Here is a 14,986-nt window from a genome sequence, read left to right on the forward strand (position 1 = left end):
TCCCGACGCTAGGGCAGTCTAGAACTTATAGCTCACGCTACCGATGATGCTGCGCAGCTTTTGCGGGCTCATGGTAGTATAGCCAATCCAGTAATGCTCGTTGGTGAAATTGTCTACTTTGGCCGACACCCGGAATTTAGGCTGGTCGTAGTAGATGCTAGCGTTGAGCACCGTGTAGGAAGGCAGCGTAAAGACGCTGGCAGTGGTATTCACGATTTTGTTGTCGCTGGCGTAGTTGCCGCCGGCACCCAAGCCCAAGCCCCGCAGCGCACCTTCCGACAACCGGTAGCTCAGCCACAGGTTGGCCAGATAAGGAGATGAAGCCGTGCCAGGCCGCCGACCATTCACATCTTCGGTAGTGCGGGTCAGTTTGGAGTCGTTGTAGCTAAAGCCAGCCACCACGTTGAAACCTTGCACCGGGTTAGCAATCAAGCTAAGCTCTACACCCTTGCTGAGTTGGGTGCCGTTCTGCGTTTGGGCTTGCGGGTTGGTTAGGGTAGGGGTAGTACGCAGGATATTCTTCACCCGAATATCGTAGTAGCTCACTGTAGCACTGATTTTCCCGTTGGCTGCATCCAGCTTTACCCCGCCCTCCATTTGGTTGGCTTGTTCGGGCTTGGCAATGCGAGCGGCATCGGTTGGCAGTTGGTCAACTCCTAAATAGGCCCCGCGGTTGATAAAGCTGTTTTGGTAGTTGGCAAACAACGACACCCGGTCTAGCACTGGCTGAAACACCACGCCAAATTTGGGTGAAAGAGTGGTTTGCGAATAAGCTTTAACCGGCGTGTACAGAATCCCACCTTTGTTGTCGTAGTGGTCGAGGCGCAGGGCCGCCAGCACGCTCAGCTTGTCGGTCAGGTTGAGTACGTCCGAGACAAAAGCGCTGTAGGTGTTCGACTTGGTAGTGATAGGGTAGGTCGATTTGGTGGTTTGGCTGTTGTAGAACGCCGTTAGAGAGTCACCGTTGAACCGGCTGCCGTAGTTGTAGCCCGGCACATTCAGCGGTACAACATCACCGGCACCCCCAAAGAACTCGATATCCGAATCAACGCGCAGAAAGTCCAGGCCCAGCACCACGCGGTTGCGCAGGTTGCCCACTTTGAAATCTCCATTGAACAGCTGCTGCACCTCGAATACTTGGTTGCTGCTGTTATTAGTCGATTGGTCAGCACGAGTCAAGTTGTGCGTGCCAGGACCGGCCGTAGAGTCTAGGGCCACGTCGGGCAGGAAGTAGAAATACGGACCGAAGCCGTTAGAATAGCTGTGGCTGGATGTCAGGTTGGTGGAAGACGTGAAGCCCGGGGCAATCTGATAGTTCACTTGCCCGAAGAAGTTTGCACTGCGCGACTGTTGCGTCAGCCCGTTGCCCATGTAGGAGTTGCGGTAGTCGATGGGAGCCTGGTCGGCACGGTCGAAGCCTAATTGTGCTGCGGGGTAATAAAAGAAAATCAACTGCTTGCCCACGTTGCGGCTCTGGTACAACTCAGCATCGAGATTGATAGTGAGGCGGTCAGAGGGGCGGAACGTCAAGCTGGGAGCTACGGCCAAATTTTTGCCGAAGCCTTCGTTCTGGAAATTGTCTTCGTAGTTGTAAGCTGTGTTCAAACGGAAAGCCAGTGCCTTGGGCTTGTTGTCGGTGGCCGTAGGGTCTACTAGGTTCACGTCAGCGCTGATGCGGTGGAAGCCGTAGCTGCCGCCTGCCACACTTATCTCGCCCCCAAACGAATCGGTAGGCCGCTTGGTCACGCGGTTGAGCAAGCCACCGTACGACGTGAGCGAGCTGCCGTAGAGCGTAGCCGATGGGCCTTTGATTACTTCCAGCCTTTCCAGGTTCACAGCGTCAATGTCGCTGGTTACGTTGCCAGCGATACCGTTGCGCAATTGGCTTGATACCACAAAACCGCGGCTATTATAGAAACTGCCTCCGTCGCCGGCGCGGCCCGTGGCTTCCCACATGCGCTGCACGCCCGGCGCGTTGCGGATAGCATCATCCACCGTGAAAACCAACTGTTCGGTCAGTAGCTCCTTGCCCACGGTAGCGTAGACCTGTGGATTCTCCAGGTTTTTCAGCGGCATCTTCGACACATATTCAGACTCTTTGCGCGCAAACCTATTGATGGCGCTGCCCTCTACTACCACTTCGTTCAGCTGCTCGGTGTTTTCTGTGAGCTGGAAATCTTGGCTGCTCGTTTGGCCGGCTACCACCTGCACCGGCCGCTCTTGGGTGGTGTAGCCCACAAGCCGCACGCCCAGCGTGTACGTGCCCGGCTGCAACCCGCCAATACGATAGTTGCCGCTGTTGTCGGTGTTAGCACCTTTGCTTGTGCCCTTGATACCAATGGAAACCCCTACAATAGGTAGGCCTCCAACTGTGGTGATACGACCTTGCACCACCCCTTTTTGCGCATGAGCTGATAAGGAGAGGGTAAAGAGTAACAAGAGAAGCAGAAAAGTAAGCTGCTGACTTGTTGTGCGTAGAGTAAACGGGTTCATTCAGGTTGCAGTAGGTTATTACCTGCAAAACTCGGGAGTAATTCTGATTATTTAGACATTTTATAAATAATAATTAGACGAGGTTTAAATAAGATGTTGAATAAATACTGTTTGTAACTTTGGAAGAAGTGCTTGTATTATACACGACATGCACCACGAAGCGTACTGACGTTCACTAACCTTCAGCGTATGTCCTCCACGTTTACTTCCTCTTATTCGCTACGTGAATCTGCTTCTAACCGCATTTGGCGGTGGCTCGCAGCAGCAGCCGTGCTCGGCAATATTGGCCTCAATTATTACTCAAATGCATATCCTTTCAATGGGCAGAGTATGGGTACAGTTTCGGGCAAGTACCCCACTCTGCTAACTCCGGCCGGCTATGCCTTTTCTATTTGGGGGCTGATTTTCTTGTCTCTGACCTTATATGCAGTTTGGCAATTGTTGCCAGCTCAGCGAAGTAATCCGCTGCCCGACGCCGTCGCGCAACCCCTCACGTTGGCCAGTGTTGTTACCGCACTGTGGGTGGTGTTGTTTGCCTACGAACGGATATTGCCTTGCTGGCTAGCCATGATGATTATCCTCGGGGCACTGGTCATGGCCTATGGTCGGGCGCGGCGGCTGGTACTAGCCGATGTTGCTCCTCGTTGGGTTAGCGTACCCTTTGCCTTGTATCTAGGTTGGATTTCGGTGGCCTTCACCATCAACAGCATCATCGGGCTGCGGCAGTTGGGTTGGGAACCTGACCTAAACTTAGCAATGCTGTTGGGGCTCGTGCTACTGACAGTCGTAGTAGGCCTCGGCCTGCTTATTAGCCGCGAATTCAAAGAAGTGGCTTTCCCGCTGGTGGTTGCCTGGGCTCTAGTAGCCATATGGGTAGCGCAACGCCATGTGTATCCTGAACTAAGCTGGGCTGCCCTAATAGGAGCGGGTATTGTGGGTTTGGGTGGCTTGGCACTGTCGTCGAGTTGGGGCCGTCGGATGGTAGAGGTTTGACTTGGCCAGTCAGAAAACACCGGTTAGGTTGGCCAGACCCACTAACTTGCGTCCATCTTCTTCCACCTCAATTCGCCCTCCATGCGTAAGAATATCGTTGCCGGCAACTGGAAAATGAACACCACCTATCAGGACGGCCTCGCCCTGGTATCGGAAATCACCAATATGGTGCAAGATGAAGTTACTGGCCCCAACGGGGTTGAAGTAGTTATTTGCCCGCCGTTTCCTTTTCTAGCTGCCATTGGCAAGCAACTGCCTACCAACAGCCGCTTCCACCTAGGAGCGCAAAACTGCAGCCAAAAGGAAAGCGGTGCCTACACCGGCGAAGTATCTGCCAAAATGTTGCAGTCGGTAGGGTGCGAGTACGTGATTCTTGGGCACTCCGAGCGTCGGCAGTATTTCCGCGAAGACGACGAACTGCTGAGCCAGAAGCTGAAAGCAGTATTAGCTGCTGGTTTGAAGCCGATCTTCTGCGTCGGCGAATCGCTGGAAACGCGCGAAGCCGACGACACTTTCAACTTCATTAGCAAGCAGTTGAAAGACGGGTTGTTCCATCTATCCAACGAGGAGTTCGACCAGGTAGTCATTGCCTACGAACCGATTTGGGCCATCGGAACGGGTAAAACAGCCACCAGTGCTCAGGCGCAGGAAGTGCATGCCTTCATCCGGGAGCAGATAGCCCGCGCCTACGATGCCGAAGCAGCATTAAATACCACCATCCTGTACGGTGGTTCAGCCAACGCTCAAAACGCCCGCGAGTTGTTCAGCCAGCCCGACGTAGACGGTGGCTTGATTGGTGGTGCTTCCCTCAAGTCGCGCGACTTCACGGAAATCATCAAGTCCTTCTAATCTAGACGCGAAATCCCCGCTGCTGTGTGTACATGGCAGCGGGGATTTCGCGTTTATATTAAACTAAATCCGGCCAGATAATTGTCAGACGGTATACCTCTTCGTTCCCACTATGCTTGCTGAACTTCTTGTATCTGGCCTGCTGGCGCTTAATCCCTTTGCGACACCAGCGCCTCGCGTGCCTTATGTGGCGGTGGCACCGGTGGGCTCCATCGAGCCGTGCCGGATCTACGGCACAATCTACCTGGAGCGCGACCCACGGCGGCGTAGCGCCTGCTTCGGCGTGATATACGAGGAGCCGGAAGAAGCTTTTGCCGATGTGCTAGTGTTTGCCGAAGACAACAAGCTTTTCGCTGATAAAGCTGGTCTTTGGTATTTCACTGAAGCCCGCGACTTTGCTGATTACGTGCTGTTTGTATCTAATAAGCGTGAGCTAGCTGACTTTAGTGTTAGCTACACCAAAGTGCGCTCTTTTGCGGGCTGCCGAAAGCAGTAACACAGTTGTACAACTCATGAAAAAGCCCTTTCACTCAATGGTAGTGAAAGGGCTTTTTCATGAACTACGATAGCACTATCCGTTCGACTAGCTTTTTCCTGCGAACTTTGCTACCCGGCACGCCGGACTCATTGAGTTTCTCTTCCGATTATTGCTTATGGATTTTGTAGAAGTGCGCGTAGTTGCTCCGCGCGAATTGGCCGACATATTAGTAGCTGAATTGGCCGAGGTAGGCTATAACACCTTCGAAGACAACGATGAGGGCTTTTGTGCCTACATCGATGAAGACCAGTTCGTGGCCGATGCCGTGGCCGAAATCATGAGCCGCTACGAGGGGCAAGGGGAACTCGGCTACGAGCACCGCGTGATTACGCGCCAGAACTGGAATGCCGAGTGGGAGAAAAACTTCGAGCCTTTAGTTATTGCCGATAAAGTGTCGGTGCGGGCGCCCTTCCACGAAGCCCGCCCCGATTTGGCTTACGAAATCGTGATTATGCCGCGCATGTCGTTTGGCACTGGCCACCACGATACCACGGCCCTGATGATTACCAACCAACTCGACATCGACCACCAAAACAAGCGGGTATTGGATATGGGCTGTGGCACGGGAATTCTGGCCATCATGGCCGTGCACTTAGGCGCCAGCTACGTGCTAGCAGTAGACGTGGAGCCCTGGACAGCCGAAAATGCTGCTGATAATGCGCAAGAAAACAACGTGCAAGACAAGGTGGAAGCCCGCCTCGGCGACATCACGGCGTTGGAAGGGGAAGAGCCTTTCGATATCATTCTAGCAAACATCAACCGCAATGTATTGCTGGAAGATATGGGAGCGTATGGGCAGTACCTAAAGCCCAACAGTCCTATTTTGTTTTCTGGTTTCTACGAGGAAGACTTAGCCCTCATTCGCGAAGCTGCTGAAAAGCACGGTTTCCGCTACGAAAGCCACCGCACGCAAAATGATTGGGTGTCGGCAATATTTTACAGATAGGAGTAAGAGGACGGGAGCTAGAAAGAAGCTACTGCACACAGTTAGTGAAACCCCGCGATTTCTAGCTCCTGTCTCTTATTTAAACTAAAGGCACAAGGCCAGCCATTCTTCGTCAGAAAGGCCGTAGTCGATGGGATTCTCATGAACCAACGATCGGCTGTCTAGCTTGGGCAAGACGTTCTGGGGAGGTACCAAATAGTGACTAGCTAGGCGGTCGAGGGCAGCACGGCCCGGCGTACGATAACTGTGCCGCATTCTGGCCGTTCTTGCACCTCCGGGTCAACGAGCAGCAGCAGGTCGCGCCACTCGGCCACGGTAGCCGATGACTTTCCTAAGCGTTGGGTAATGTCGTCACGTAGATTCTGTACTACGCGCAGCAGCGCGTTCGGGGCAAGGGCGGAAAGCCGGGAAGCAGCATTATGCATAGCAGTTAGAAAAGAAAGTACACTACAACGTACGCGGATGACGTTTGGAAAGATACCGTGAAGTAAGAAGACAATCGACAAGTAGCAGAGAAATAATCTAGCTGTTGCTGAGCTTTTTTTAGATGGGCCTTGTTGCCGGTCTGCCACTGGATTTGGTACTCAATTGCATCGGGCTTAATGGTTTTGTAGGATGGTAGGCAGTTGGAATAGTGCAAAACCACAAAAATCAACGTCGCTTGCAATCCAACCCCAATAGTATGGCGACTATTACCGAAATTGTAGACGACTAATCAGGTTCCGACGGAATTTTCTATGAAGCAAGCTATTCTCAGATGGCTTTGCTTGGTGCTGTTAGGGGTGAGTGCCCCGGTCCTGGCCCAGCAAAATAAGCCGCAACCATCCAAAGCGCAGCCAGCTACTCCGGCTGCCGCGGCCGCTTCGGCCGTGCCTAAATTTTCAGGTAAGCTATCTTCCGACCCTGCTCAGTTTATGCAGGATGTGCAGTTGATGATGGCCACCACCAAAAACTCTGCAGCCATCGGTTCGGGAGTTCGGCTGCAGCAGCTTTGGGCCAGCAACAAGCTCACGGCCACTCAGCAGAGTAAGATTGTGACGTTGTCGCAGCAAATGCTGGCTTTGGGCTACAAGCCTCGGCCACATTTTGAATTACTGTTTAACGGCCTGATTGCCGGTGCCACAGTGCAAAACATGCCGGATCAGCAGATGGACGGCCTGTTGGATGTACTAACCAAAACGGTAGTGAACATTCCGGGGCCGGAAGCCGCTAAGTTTATTGCCGCCACCACGCAGTTCCTGCAAACCAAGACGCTGTACAGTTCGCGCTACAACAAACTGCGCGTAGGTGGGGCTCTTTCTCGTTTGCGTACAACGAGCAAGACATGCCGAGCATGGCCCCCACGCCTACACCCGTAGCAGCGCCAGCCCCACGCCAGAGCCAGCCCCTGCCAAAGCCGGCGCGAAGCCTGCTGCCAAACCCAAAGCCGCTCCCAAGAAGAGAAGCAGTGACGGCTGGGACACTGCTGACCTCTGGAGTAGCAGTGGTAGCAACGGGTGGGGCGACAGCAACGATGGCTGGAGCACACCCGCCAAGAAAGCACCCGCCAAAACCGCTCCTAAAACTGGTACCGCCGCGAAGCCAACTCCTGAGCCAGAGCCAGTTTTTACGCCTGCTCCCTACTACGACAGCTACCTAGCGCCGCCTACGCGCGGGCCAGTCTTGGTGCTGAAGGATGCTGACTTGATTATTTCGGCTAATGGCGACTCTGTTACTATCCGGAAAACCAGCGGAGCGGTTGTGCCTCTCACCAACACCTTTGTGGGTTACGGCGGGCAATACGCTTGGCAGGTAAATAACAATCCTGTTTCTGCCGACCTCAATAGCTATGATTTCGACATCACGCATGCGGAGTTCAAGGCCGAACCCGTTAGCCTAGCCTATCCAGCCGTACTGGAAGCGCCCATAAAAGGTGCTTTGTCATACAAGAGCGTCAAGAAAAAGCCCGGCTCTACTGATACCGGTTTTCCGCGCTTTATCTCGCTTACCAATGATGCCCGCGTCAAGAACATCGGCAACAACATTCGATATTACGGGGGATTCTCCCTGGCCGGTAACCGAGCACTATCGGCGTCGCTCGACGGCTCGTTGTCGCGCATTTTCGTTGACTTAGACGGCAAACCTAAGTTCCGCGCATCTAGCCGGGCCTATGTACTTGGCGACTCAGTTATTAGCGCCGAGCGTGCTGCCGTAACCATCTTCGAGGACAAGGTTGACTCGCTCACGCACCCTGGAGTGAAGCTTAAGTTTTCCAAGAAAAATCAAGTACTGCAGCTAGCCGCGAAAACGGCCTCTACAAATCCACGCCGTACTTCGACTCTTACCACCAGATGGAAATCACGTCGGAGTTGCTGACGTGGCCCATCACTACACCCAACATCGAGTTTGCTATTCTCACGGCCAAAAACCAAGTGACGGCTAGCTTCGAAAGCAAGGAGTTCTATACCAACACCCGTTACCAGCAAATCAAAGCCATTAACAAGCTTCACCCGCTACAAATGATAGTGGGCTACAGCTTGGAGAACAACAACGTGCGGCGTTTCACGGTGCAGGAGGTGGCTACTTTCCGTAAGCTGCAGCCGGCCAATGTTCGGTCGGCAGTGGCGGGCCTCGCCCGTGATGGGTATGTTGATTGGAACCCGCAGACGCAACAAATAACGTTGCGCCCGAAAGCATTGCACTACGTCAACTCGTCGAGGGGCAAGAAAGACTACGACCACATTGCCATCAAGAGTTTGTCGCCGGCTGGGAAGAACGCTACGCTAAACTTGGCTACCAACGACTTGCTGGTGCGGGGCGTGGACCGCTTCAACTTCTCCGACGATTCGGTGACTGTATTCGTGAAGCCGGATTCCAGCATTATCCACATTCAGAAAAACCGGGGTATCCTCTTCAATGGTACGGTAGTAGCCTCGGCCTTCGTATTCAAAGGCAAGGAGTTCAAATTTGATTACGATGGTTTCTTCATCGATCTAGCCAAGATTGACTCCATCATCGTGAAGGGCAGAAACTCGAAGGGCTCGGTGATGAAAGCCCGGAAGGAAACGGACTTCACTCTAACCAACAAGAAAAAAGAGTCGGCCGGTAAACTGTACATCAACCATCCCAACAACAAGTCGGGACGCAAGAAGCTCGGGGCTTATCCTTCGTTCGATGCCAGCACTGGGGCCTACGTGTTTTTCGATAAGCCTGAAGTGTTAGGCGGGGCCTACGATACGACCGTTTACTTCGATATTCCGCCCTTCAAACTCGACTCGCTCAACAACAAAAACCGCTCGGCGGTAGGCTTCAAGGGTACGTTCGTGTCGGGTGGAATTCTGCCTGACATCAAAACCAAGTTGACCTTGCAGGACGACGGTTCGTTGGGCTTCAATTACGATTTACCCAAGGAGGGGGTGCCGGTATACGGTGGCAAGGCTCGGCTCTTCAACAAAGTGAGAATGAGCAACCAGGGTATTCAGGGCATTGGCGACATAAAGTACCTGACTAGTACACTGCAAAGTGACCAGTTCGTGTTCTACCGAGATTCGGTGGTGACGGTGGGTAAGTCCGGTGTGATACAGCCAGGGCCGCTTAATGGGGTGGAGTTTGCCAAGGTGAATCTGCCACTTGGGTACCAGATGAAATGGGCCGTGAAATCAGATTCCATGTACCTGACCAGCCAACCTAATGGGTTGCCGATGAAGATGTACGGCGACCAATATGGCTTCAAAGGCACTGCTACGCTCACGCCGGGCGGCCTCTATGGCGACGGCCGCATGGATGGACCACAGTCGTTTATTCGCTCGCCTAAGATTGTGTTTAAGCCTACAAGCTATACCGGCAATAAGTCAACGCTGAGTATCAAGTCGGCGGAGGTGAACAAGCCTGCCTTGACGGCTAATAACGTGGCGTTTGCCTTCGATGTGAAGGGCGCCAACGCTGCCTTCTCTCGTGAGGAAGGCGATAATAAGTCTAGTATCGACCTGCCGTATTCCGACTACAAAACCACGCTTTCGGGCGGTAAGTGGGATTTCAAGAAAAAGAACGTGCAGCTGAAAGTAGCGCCGGGTGCCGACTCTACTCGCTCGTACTTCTACTCCACGAAGCCTGAACAGAACGGCTTGAAGTTCCGGGCTGCTACCGGAGAATACGATTTGTCGCGCTACCGCTTGGTAGCCGGCGGTGTACCCCGCATTGCATCTGCCGACGCTTGGATTGAGCCCGATTCCAGTAAAGTATACATCTTGGCCAATGCTCAAATGCGCGGCTTTAAGAACGCGAACATCGTGATGGACACGCTGACTAAGTTCCATCAGCTTTACAAAGGGGATGTGCAGGTGCTGTCGCGCAACGCTTTCACCGGCAATGCGCTCCATAGCTACAAAAACGCCGCTGCCGATTCGTTCGCCATCAAGTTTGCCAACTTCCAAGTTGACTCGACGGGCACCGGGCTAGTGGCCGGAAAGGTGGCGAAAGGTGGTAAGAGCCTGCTCAAAAAGCGGCAAACCGATGAGCCCGTGGCGCCGGCTACCTTAGCCGTTGCCAGTATTCAAGCCGCCGACAAGTTTCATTTGGCGCCTCGTATTGCCTACCGTGGTGGTATCAACTTAAACTCCAAGAAGCGCGGCTTCACCTTCGATGGTCAGGCGCGGCTGGAGTTTAGCAACAAGCCAAGTTCGGCAGAGTGGTTTGCGGTGCAAGACAGCATCGATCCCAAAGGCGTGCGCATTAAGCTGCTAGAGCCGAAAACCGAAGAAGGATTGCCAATGCTAACCGGATTGTTTGTGTCTGGCGAGAGCAGCAAAGTGTACCCGCTGTTCGTGGCTGGCAAACCCTCGGTTACCGATATGAACTTGTTCACCACAAACGGCTACCTCACCTTCGACCAAAAGAAGAGAATATTCACCATTGCTAACCACGACCTCTCCGACCCCAACATCTATGAGGGCTCCGTGCTGAGTTTCAACGATTCCACGGCGGCTATGAAGTTCCGCGGTAAGTTCAACCTCATCAACTCCAACAAAGACTACGGCATCACGGCGTCGGGTGTGGGTACGGCCAAGCCAGACAGCAACAAGTATGCGCTGGATGCTTTCATGGCCTTCGACATCAACCTGCCCGAGAAGGCGGTTGAGGCAATGGGTATTGACATTGCTACCAACACCAAAGGCGCACCAGAAGCACTCAATGGCTCGCAGGAAGAGTTGTACAAGCTCGGCGAGTTTATTGGTAGCAAGGCAGTACAGGGCTACGCCGAGCGGCGCGGCAAGTACGAGCCACTGCAGAAAATCTCGCCTAAGTTCTTGCACACTGTTGTGCTGAATAAGGTGGATCTGCGCTGGAACGACAAACTGAATGCCTGGTATTCGGTGGGTAAGATTGGTTTGGTAAGCGTAGGCAAAAAAGATATCAATGCCTTGATTGATGGTCACATTGAGATTCGCAAAGAAGCGGGTGCCGACTTGGTAGAGCTTTACTTGGAGGCTGAACCACAAACTTGGTACTACCTCAAGTATTCAGGGTCTGCCTTGTTGGCGAAGGCACAACATGGTTCGTTCGACGAAATCATCGGCTACAAAGCCAAAGGCGACTACAACACGGCGACTCAATACGGGTTCTACCTCGGCGACGACCAAGAAGTGCAGCAGTTTCTATCGCACTTCCGCAAAGACTACCTGAAGGAAGATCCGAAGAAGAAAAAAGCAGTTGTTTCTTCGGCCCCGCAGGAAGTCGGCGAAATCGAAGCGGACACCAGCAAGAAGAAAAAGAAGAAGGGCAATGAGCCTGCTTTCGATGCCGATGGCATGCCGATTGATGAGGCCCCTGTTGATGCCAAGAAGAAGAAAAACAAAAAAGAGGTAGCAGCGGATGCTGATCCTTTTGGTAGCGACGCTAACGCGGCTCCGGCACCTGATACCAGCAAAAAGAAGAAAAAAGAAGAAGCCGCTGCTGCTGAGTCTCCTGTCGATAACGCAGCTCCAGCTGAAGAAACCAGCAAAAAGAAAAAAGACAAAAAAGCGGATGCTGCTGAACCAACTGCCGAGCCAGATGCCGATGCTCCCGTAGACAAGGATGCCGGCAAGAAAAAGAAAAAGAAGAAAGACGCCGACGACCCTTCGGTGATTCGTAAGTGGCATACTAGCCACCAAGTGTGCATATCATCTCAAAAAGCCCCGACTTCTAGTTGGGGCTTTTTGTATGCTGGTTTTTCGCGAGTTTCGCGCAGCTCCGCCGTATTTTCTTGGCAATACTAGCACTGCCGCCAACCGAGTCCGTAAAACTTCCAACCCCACCTCATTGCTAATGAACATTCCTGTCGTCCTCGGCCTTCTGCTCGGTGCTTATTTGCTCGGCTCTATCCCAACTGCTTTGTGGGTAGGGCAACGTTTTTTTGGTCTCGATATTCGGGAGCACGGTTCGGGTAATGCCGGTGCCACCAACACGTTTCGGGTATTAGGTAAGAAGCCAGGCTCCTTCGTAATGGCCATTGATGTGCTGAAAGGGTGGGCTGCCACTTCTTTGGCTACGGTGATGCTGCGGCAAGGCGCTATCCAGCCAGATCAGTTGCTGTACTTCCAGTTGGCGTGTGGTGTACTAGCTATTGTAGGCCACATTTATCCAGTATTTGCCGGTTTCCGGGGTGGTAAGGGCGTGGCTACGGTACTGGGCATGATGCTGGCTATTGCACCAGCTACGGTTGGGGTGTGCATCTTGGTGTTTCTAGCAGTGCTGGCCGTTTCGCAGTACGTGTCGTTATCTTCTATGACGGCGGGCGTGACGTTTGCCTTGTTACAATTGCTACCCGCTTTCCGGCCACAAAACCCACTATTATTATGGTTTGGGTTTGTTTTGGCCGCGCTGCTCATTTACACGCACCGGGCTAACATTGGGCGGCTGCGAGCTGGCACCGAAAGCCGCGTGCCGCTACCTTGGAAGCGGAAGTAGTCAAACCTAAGAACTTCAAGATACAGGTGAAGTAGCAGTTCGTTGGCTACTTTTACCCTGCATTCCCAACTAATCCCCTTGCCCGCATGGCTTCTTACCTAGCAAGCAACCAAGAACGTTTCCTCACCGAGCTAATCGACTGGCTCCGTATTCCTTCTGTTTCTGCCGATCCAAAGTTTCAGGCCGACGTACGCAAAGCTGCCAACTACCTAGCCGACCGCCTGCGGGAGGTAGGTCTAGAAAATGTAGAGTTGTGCGAAACCGCCGGCAACCCCATTGTATACGCCGACAAAATCATTGACCCAAGTCTGCCCACAGTACTCGTGTACGGTCACTATGATGTGCAGCCCGCCGACCCCTACGAGTTGTGGGATTCGCCGCCGTTCGAGCCAGTTATCAAGGATGGCAACATCTACGCCCGCGGTGCCTGCGACGATAAAGGTCAAGTGTACATGCACGTCAAGGCCTTCGAGGTAATGATGCAGGAAGACGGGAGCGTGCCTTGCAACGTCAAGGTGATGTTCGAGGGCGAAGAAGAAGTAGGTTCCAACAACTTGGGCATCTTCGTGAAAGCCAACAAAGAGAAGCTAGCCGCCGACGTTATTTTGATTTCCGACACCGGTATTCTGGCCAACGACACGCCAAGCATCGAAGTAGGCTTGCGGGGCCTGAGCTACCATGAAGTGGAAGTAACCGGCCCAAACCGCGACCTGCACTCTGGCCTCTACGGCGGGGCAGTGCCCAACCCCATCAATGTGCTCTGCAAGATGATTGCCAGCCTGCACGACGAAAACAACCACATTACCATTCCTGGCTTCTACGATAACGTAGCCGAACTCAGTGATGAGGACCGCGCCGAAATGGCCAAAGCCCCTACTCCGACGAAGAATTCAAGCAAAGCATCGGCTTGAAAGACATCTACGGCGAGAAAGGCTACAGCACCATGGAGCGCACTAGCATCCGGCCTACGCTCGATGTGAACGGTATTTGGGGCGGGTACACCGGCGAAGGTGCCAAAACCGTCATTGCGTCCAAAGCCCACGCCAAGATTTCGATGCGCTTGGTGCCTCATCAAACTTCCGACGAAATCACAGCCCTGTTCCAGCAGCATTTCGAAAGCATTGCCCGAGCGGTGTAACCGTAGTCGTAAAACCCCATCACGGCGGCGAACCAGTAGTCACGCCCACGGACTCCATCGCCTACAAAGCCGCCGCCGACGCCATGGAAACTACCTTCGGCAAGCGCCCCATCCCAACGCGCGGCGGCGGTTCCATTCCCATCGTAGCCATGTTCAAAACTGAACTAGGCCTCGACACCGTGTTGCTTGGTTTTGGATTAGATTCCGATGCCATTCACTCACCCAACGAGCACTACGGTGTATTCAACTTCCTGAAAGGCATCGAAACTATCCCGCATTTCTACCGCAACTATGCGGCGGCTATGAAGAAGTAAAGGTTCATGTTTAAACTATCAAGGCCCAGTTTCCAATGTGGAGACTGGGCCTTGATAGTTTAAGAGCCTCACTAGCGCTAGTAGAATGAGTACGTTAAATAAAGCTGAAAAGCGTTGTTACGGATGTTGTTTTGCACTGTTGTGGGGCCGCTAGTGATGGACTTCTCGATGTTGGTGAATCCGCCATTGTAGCGTAGCCCAATGCCGAGGCCGCTTTTACGCTGGTAGCCTAAGCCAAATAAATAGCCGAAGTCAACGGTATTGTAATCGTTCTTTATGTCCGTGCTGGTGTTACCAGTCTTTCTTTTAGCAGCTAACAGAAACCCAACTTGGGGACCAGCTTCAAAAAACAAGCCGCCAGCGTTGACGTGGAAAGCCAAAGGCACATCCACATAGTTTAGACGGGTTGTTATATCATTGGAGAGATACTTCGCGCCTTTCTGCGAGTAAATAACCTCTGGCTGAAACGCGAAGAGGTCAGTAAATCCAATATTTGCGAAAGCGCCGCCGTGAAACCCAAAGGTGTTTTTGTCGTTCGTGGCCTGCTTTCCAGAAAAAGAGGAGAGGGTGCCACCTGCTTTTAAGCCAAGGGAAACGTCGCTTTGTGCCTGTACCGCACCAACTGAGCCAACCAGCAATAAAAGGGAGAAAAGTAGTTTCTTCATAAGGAACGCCAAGGAAAAGCAGTGCAACAAACGCACGAAGCTATAACGAAAACTGGTGTTGCTTCCATATAAGTAGCTAAAAAGCCTCTTTCAGCACACGGAAAGCGGATTTTGCATAAACAG

The 14,986-nt window shown here is 52.9% G+C and carries 11 protein-coding genes and 1 pseudogene; 9 read left to right on the forward strand and 3 right to left on the reverse strand.

Features of this window, described 5'->3' with window-relative positions; translation table 11 throughout:
• Nucleotides 1-18 precede the first annotated feature (18 nt).
• Nucleotides 19-2,439, reverse strand: coding sequence for a TonB-dependent receptor (locus MUN86_RS02280; protein WP_245121212.1), 2,421 nt, complete (start codon nt 2,437-2,439; stop codon nt 19-21).
• Nucleotides 2,440-2,682: 243 nt separating this feature from the next.
• On the opposite strand from MUN86_RS02280, the gene MUN86_RS02285 reads away from it, so the two are divergent.
• The 4 genes from MUN86_RS02285 to prmA all read left to right on the forward strand — a co-directional run bounded on the left by MUN86_RS02285 (nt 2,683) and on the right by prmA (nt 5,819).
• A complete protein-coding gene (locus tag MUN86_RS02285) occupies nt 2,683-3,486 on the forward strand; it encodes a TspO-related membrane protein (RefSeq protein WP_245121214.1) in 804 nt (267 codons plus the stop codon).
• Nucleotides 3,487-3,567: 81 nt separating this feature from the next.
• Complete coding sequence (gene tpiA, locus MUN86_RS02290; protein ID WP_245121217.1) at nt 3,568-4,335, forward strand: triose-phosphate isomerase; 768 nt, start codon at nt 3,568-3,570, stop codon at nt 4,333-4,335.
• A gap of 112 nt (nt 4,336-4,447) precedes the next feature.
• On the forward strand, nt 4,448-4,831 hold the full coding sequence (locus MUN86_RS02295) for a 7(1) septoil knot domain-containing protein (protein ID WP_245121220.1): 384 nt from the start codon (nt 4,448-4,450) through the stop codon (nt 4,829-4,831).
• 157 nt (nt 4,832-4,988) lie between these two features.
• Nucleotides 4,989-5,819 (forward strand): 50S ribosomal protein L11 methyltransferase, encoded by an 831-nt coding sequence (gene prmA / locus MUN86_RS02300; protein WP_245121222.1) that lies wholly within the window; start codon nt 4,989-4,991, stop codon nt 5,817-5,819.
• A gap of 206 nt (nt 5,820-6,025) precedes the next feature.
• Here the strand turns inward: prmA and MUN86_RS02305 are convergent, their stop codons facing one another.
• On the reverse strand, nt 6,026-6,244 hold the full coding sequence (locus tag MUN86_RS02305) for a hypothetical protein (RefSeq protein ID WP_245121225.1): 219 nt from the start codon (nt 6,242-6,244) through the stop codon (nt 6,026-6,028).
• 312 nt (nt 6,245-6,556) lie between these two features.
• Between MUN86_RS02305 and MUN86_RS02310 the strand changes: the two genes are divergently transcribed.
• The 5 genes and pseudogenes from MUN86_RS02310 (at nt 6,557) to MUN86_RS02330 (ending at nt 14,198) form a co-directional block, all read left to right on the forward strand.
• The gene (locus MUN86_RS02310) at nt 6,557-7,177 is read left to right on the forward strand and encodes a hypothetical protein (RefSeq protein ID WP_245121228.1); all 621 of its coding nucleotides are present in this window, start codon (nt 6,557-6,559) and stop codon (nt 7,175-7,177) included.
• Nucleotides 7,107-8,174 carry a hypothetical protein gene (locus MUN86_RS02315; protein ID WP_245121230.1) on the forward strand — a complete coding sequence of 356 codons (1,068 nt, stop codon included), beginning with the start codon at nt 7,107-7,109 and terminating at the stop codon, nt 8,172-8,174. Before MUN86_RS02310 ends, MUN86_RS02315 begins: the two co-directional genes overlap by 71 nt.
• Nucleotides 8,150-12,055 (forward strand): hypothetical protein, encoded by a 3,906-nt coding sequence (locus tag MUN86_RS02320; protein ID WP_245121233.1) that lies wholly within the window; start codon nt 8,150-8,152, stop codon nt 12,053-12,055. Before MUN86_RS02315 ends, MUN86_RS02320 begins: the two co-directional genes overlap by 25 nt.
• Before the next feature lie 49 nt (nt 12,056-12,104).
• Nucleotides 12,105-12,746 carry a glycerol-3-phosphate 1-O-acyltransferase PlsY gene (gene plsY, locus MUN86_RS02325; RefSeq protein WP_245121235.1) on the forward strand — a complete coding sequence of 214 codons (642 nt, stop codon included), beginning with the start codon at nt 12,105-12,107 and terminating at the stop codon, nt 12,744-12,746.
• Between the two features lie 86 nt (nt 12,747-12,832).
• Nucleotides 12,833-14,198, forward strand: a pseudogene (locus MUN86_RS02330) (dipeptidase).
• Between the two features lie 77 nt (nt 14,199-14,275).
• On the opposite strand, the gene MUN86_RS02335 reads toward MUN86_RS02330, so the two are convergent.
• Nucleotides 14,276-14,863, reverse strand: a complete 588-nt coding sequence (locus MUN86_RS02335; RefSeq protein ID WP_245121238.1) for a porin family protein — start codon at nt 14,861-14,863, stop codon at nt 14,276-14,278.
• Nucleotides 14,864-14,986: the final 123 nt, after the last annotated feature.

This window comes from Hymenobacter volaticus (genome assembly GCF_022921055.1).
In the GTDB taxonomy this organism is placed as follows: domain Bacteria; phylum Bacteroidota; class Bacteroidia; order Cytophagales; family Hymenobacteraceae; genus Hymenobacter; species Hymenobacter volaticus.

What these genes read in the sequence shown, in the direction of transcription:
- MUN86_RS02305 (WP_245121225.1), bottom strand. Translation starts at nt 6,244, where the DNA reads ATGCATAATGCTGCTTCCCGGCTTTCCGCCCTTGCCCCGAACGCGCTG.
- prmA (WP_245121222.1), top strand. Translation starts at nt 4,989, where the DNA reads ATGGATTTTGTAGAAGTGCGCGTAGTTGCTCCGCGCGAATTGGCCGAC.
- MUN86_RS02320 (WP_245121233.1), top strand. Translation starts at nt 8,150, where the DNA reads ATGGAAATCACGTCGGAGTTGCTGACGTGGCCCATCACTACACCCAAC.
- MUN86_RS02285 (WP_245121214.1), top strand. Translation starts at nt 2,683, where the DNA reads ATGTCCTCCACGTTTACTTCCTCTTATTCGCTACGTGAATCTGCTTCT.
- tpiA (WP_245121217.1), top strand. Translation starts at nt 3,568, where the DNA reads ATGCGTAAGAATATCGTTGCCGGCAACTGGAAAATGAACACCACCTAT.
- plsY (WP_245121235.1), top strand. Translation starts at nt 12,105, where the DNA reads ATGAACATTCCTGTCGTCCTCGGCCTTCTGCTCGGTGCTTATTTGCTC.
- MUN86_RS02335 (WP_245121238.1), bottom strand. Translation starts at nt 14,863, where the DNA reads ATGAAGAAACTACTTTTCTCCCTTTTATTGCTGGTTGGCTCAGTTGGT.
- MUN86_RS02295 (WP_245121220.1), top strand. Translation starts at nt 4,448, where the DNA reads ATGCTTGCTGAACTTCTTGTATCTGGCCTGCTGGCGCTTAATCCCTTT.
- MUN86_RS02310 (WP_245121228.1), top strand. Translation starts at nt 6,557, where the DNA reads ATGAAGCAAGCTATTCTCAGATGGCTTTGCTTGGTGCTGTTAGGGGTG.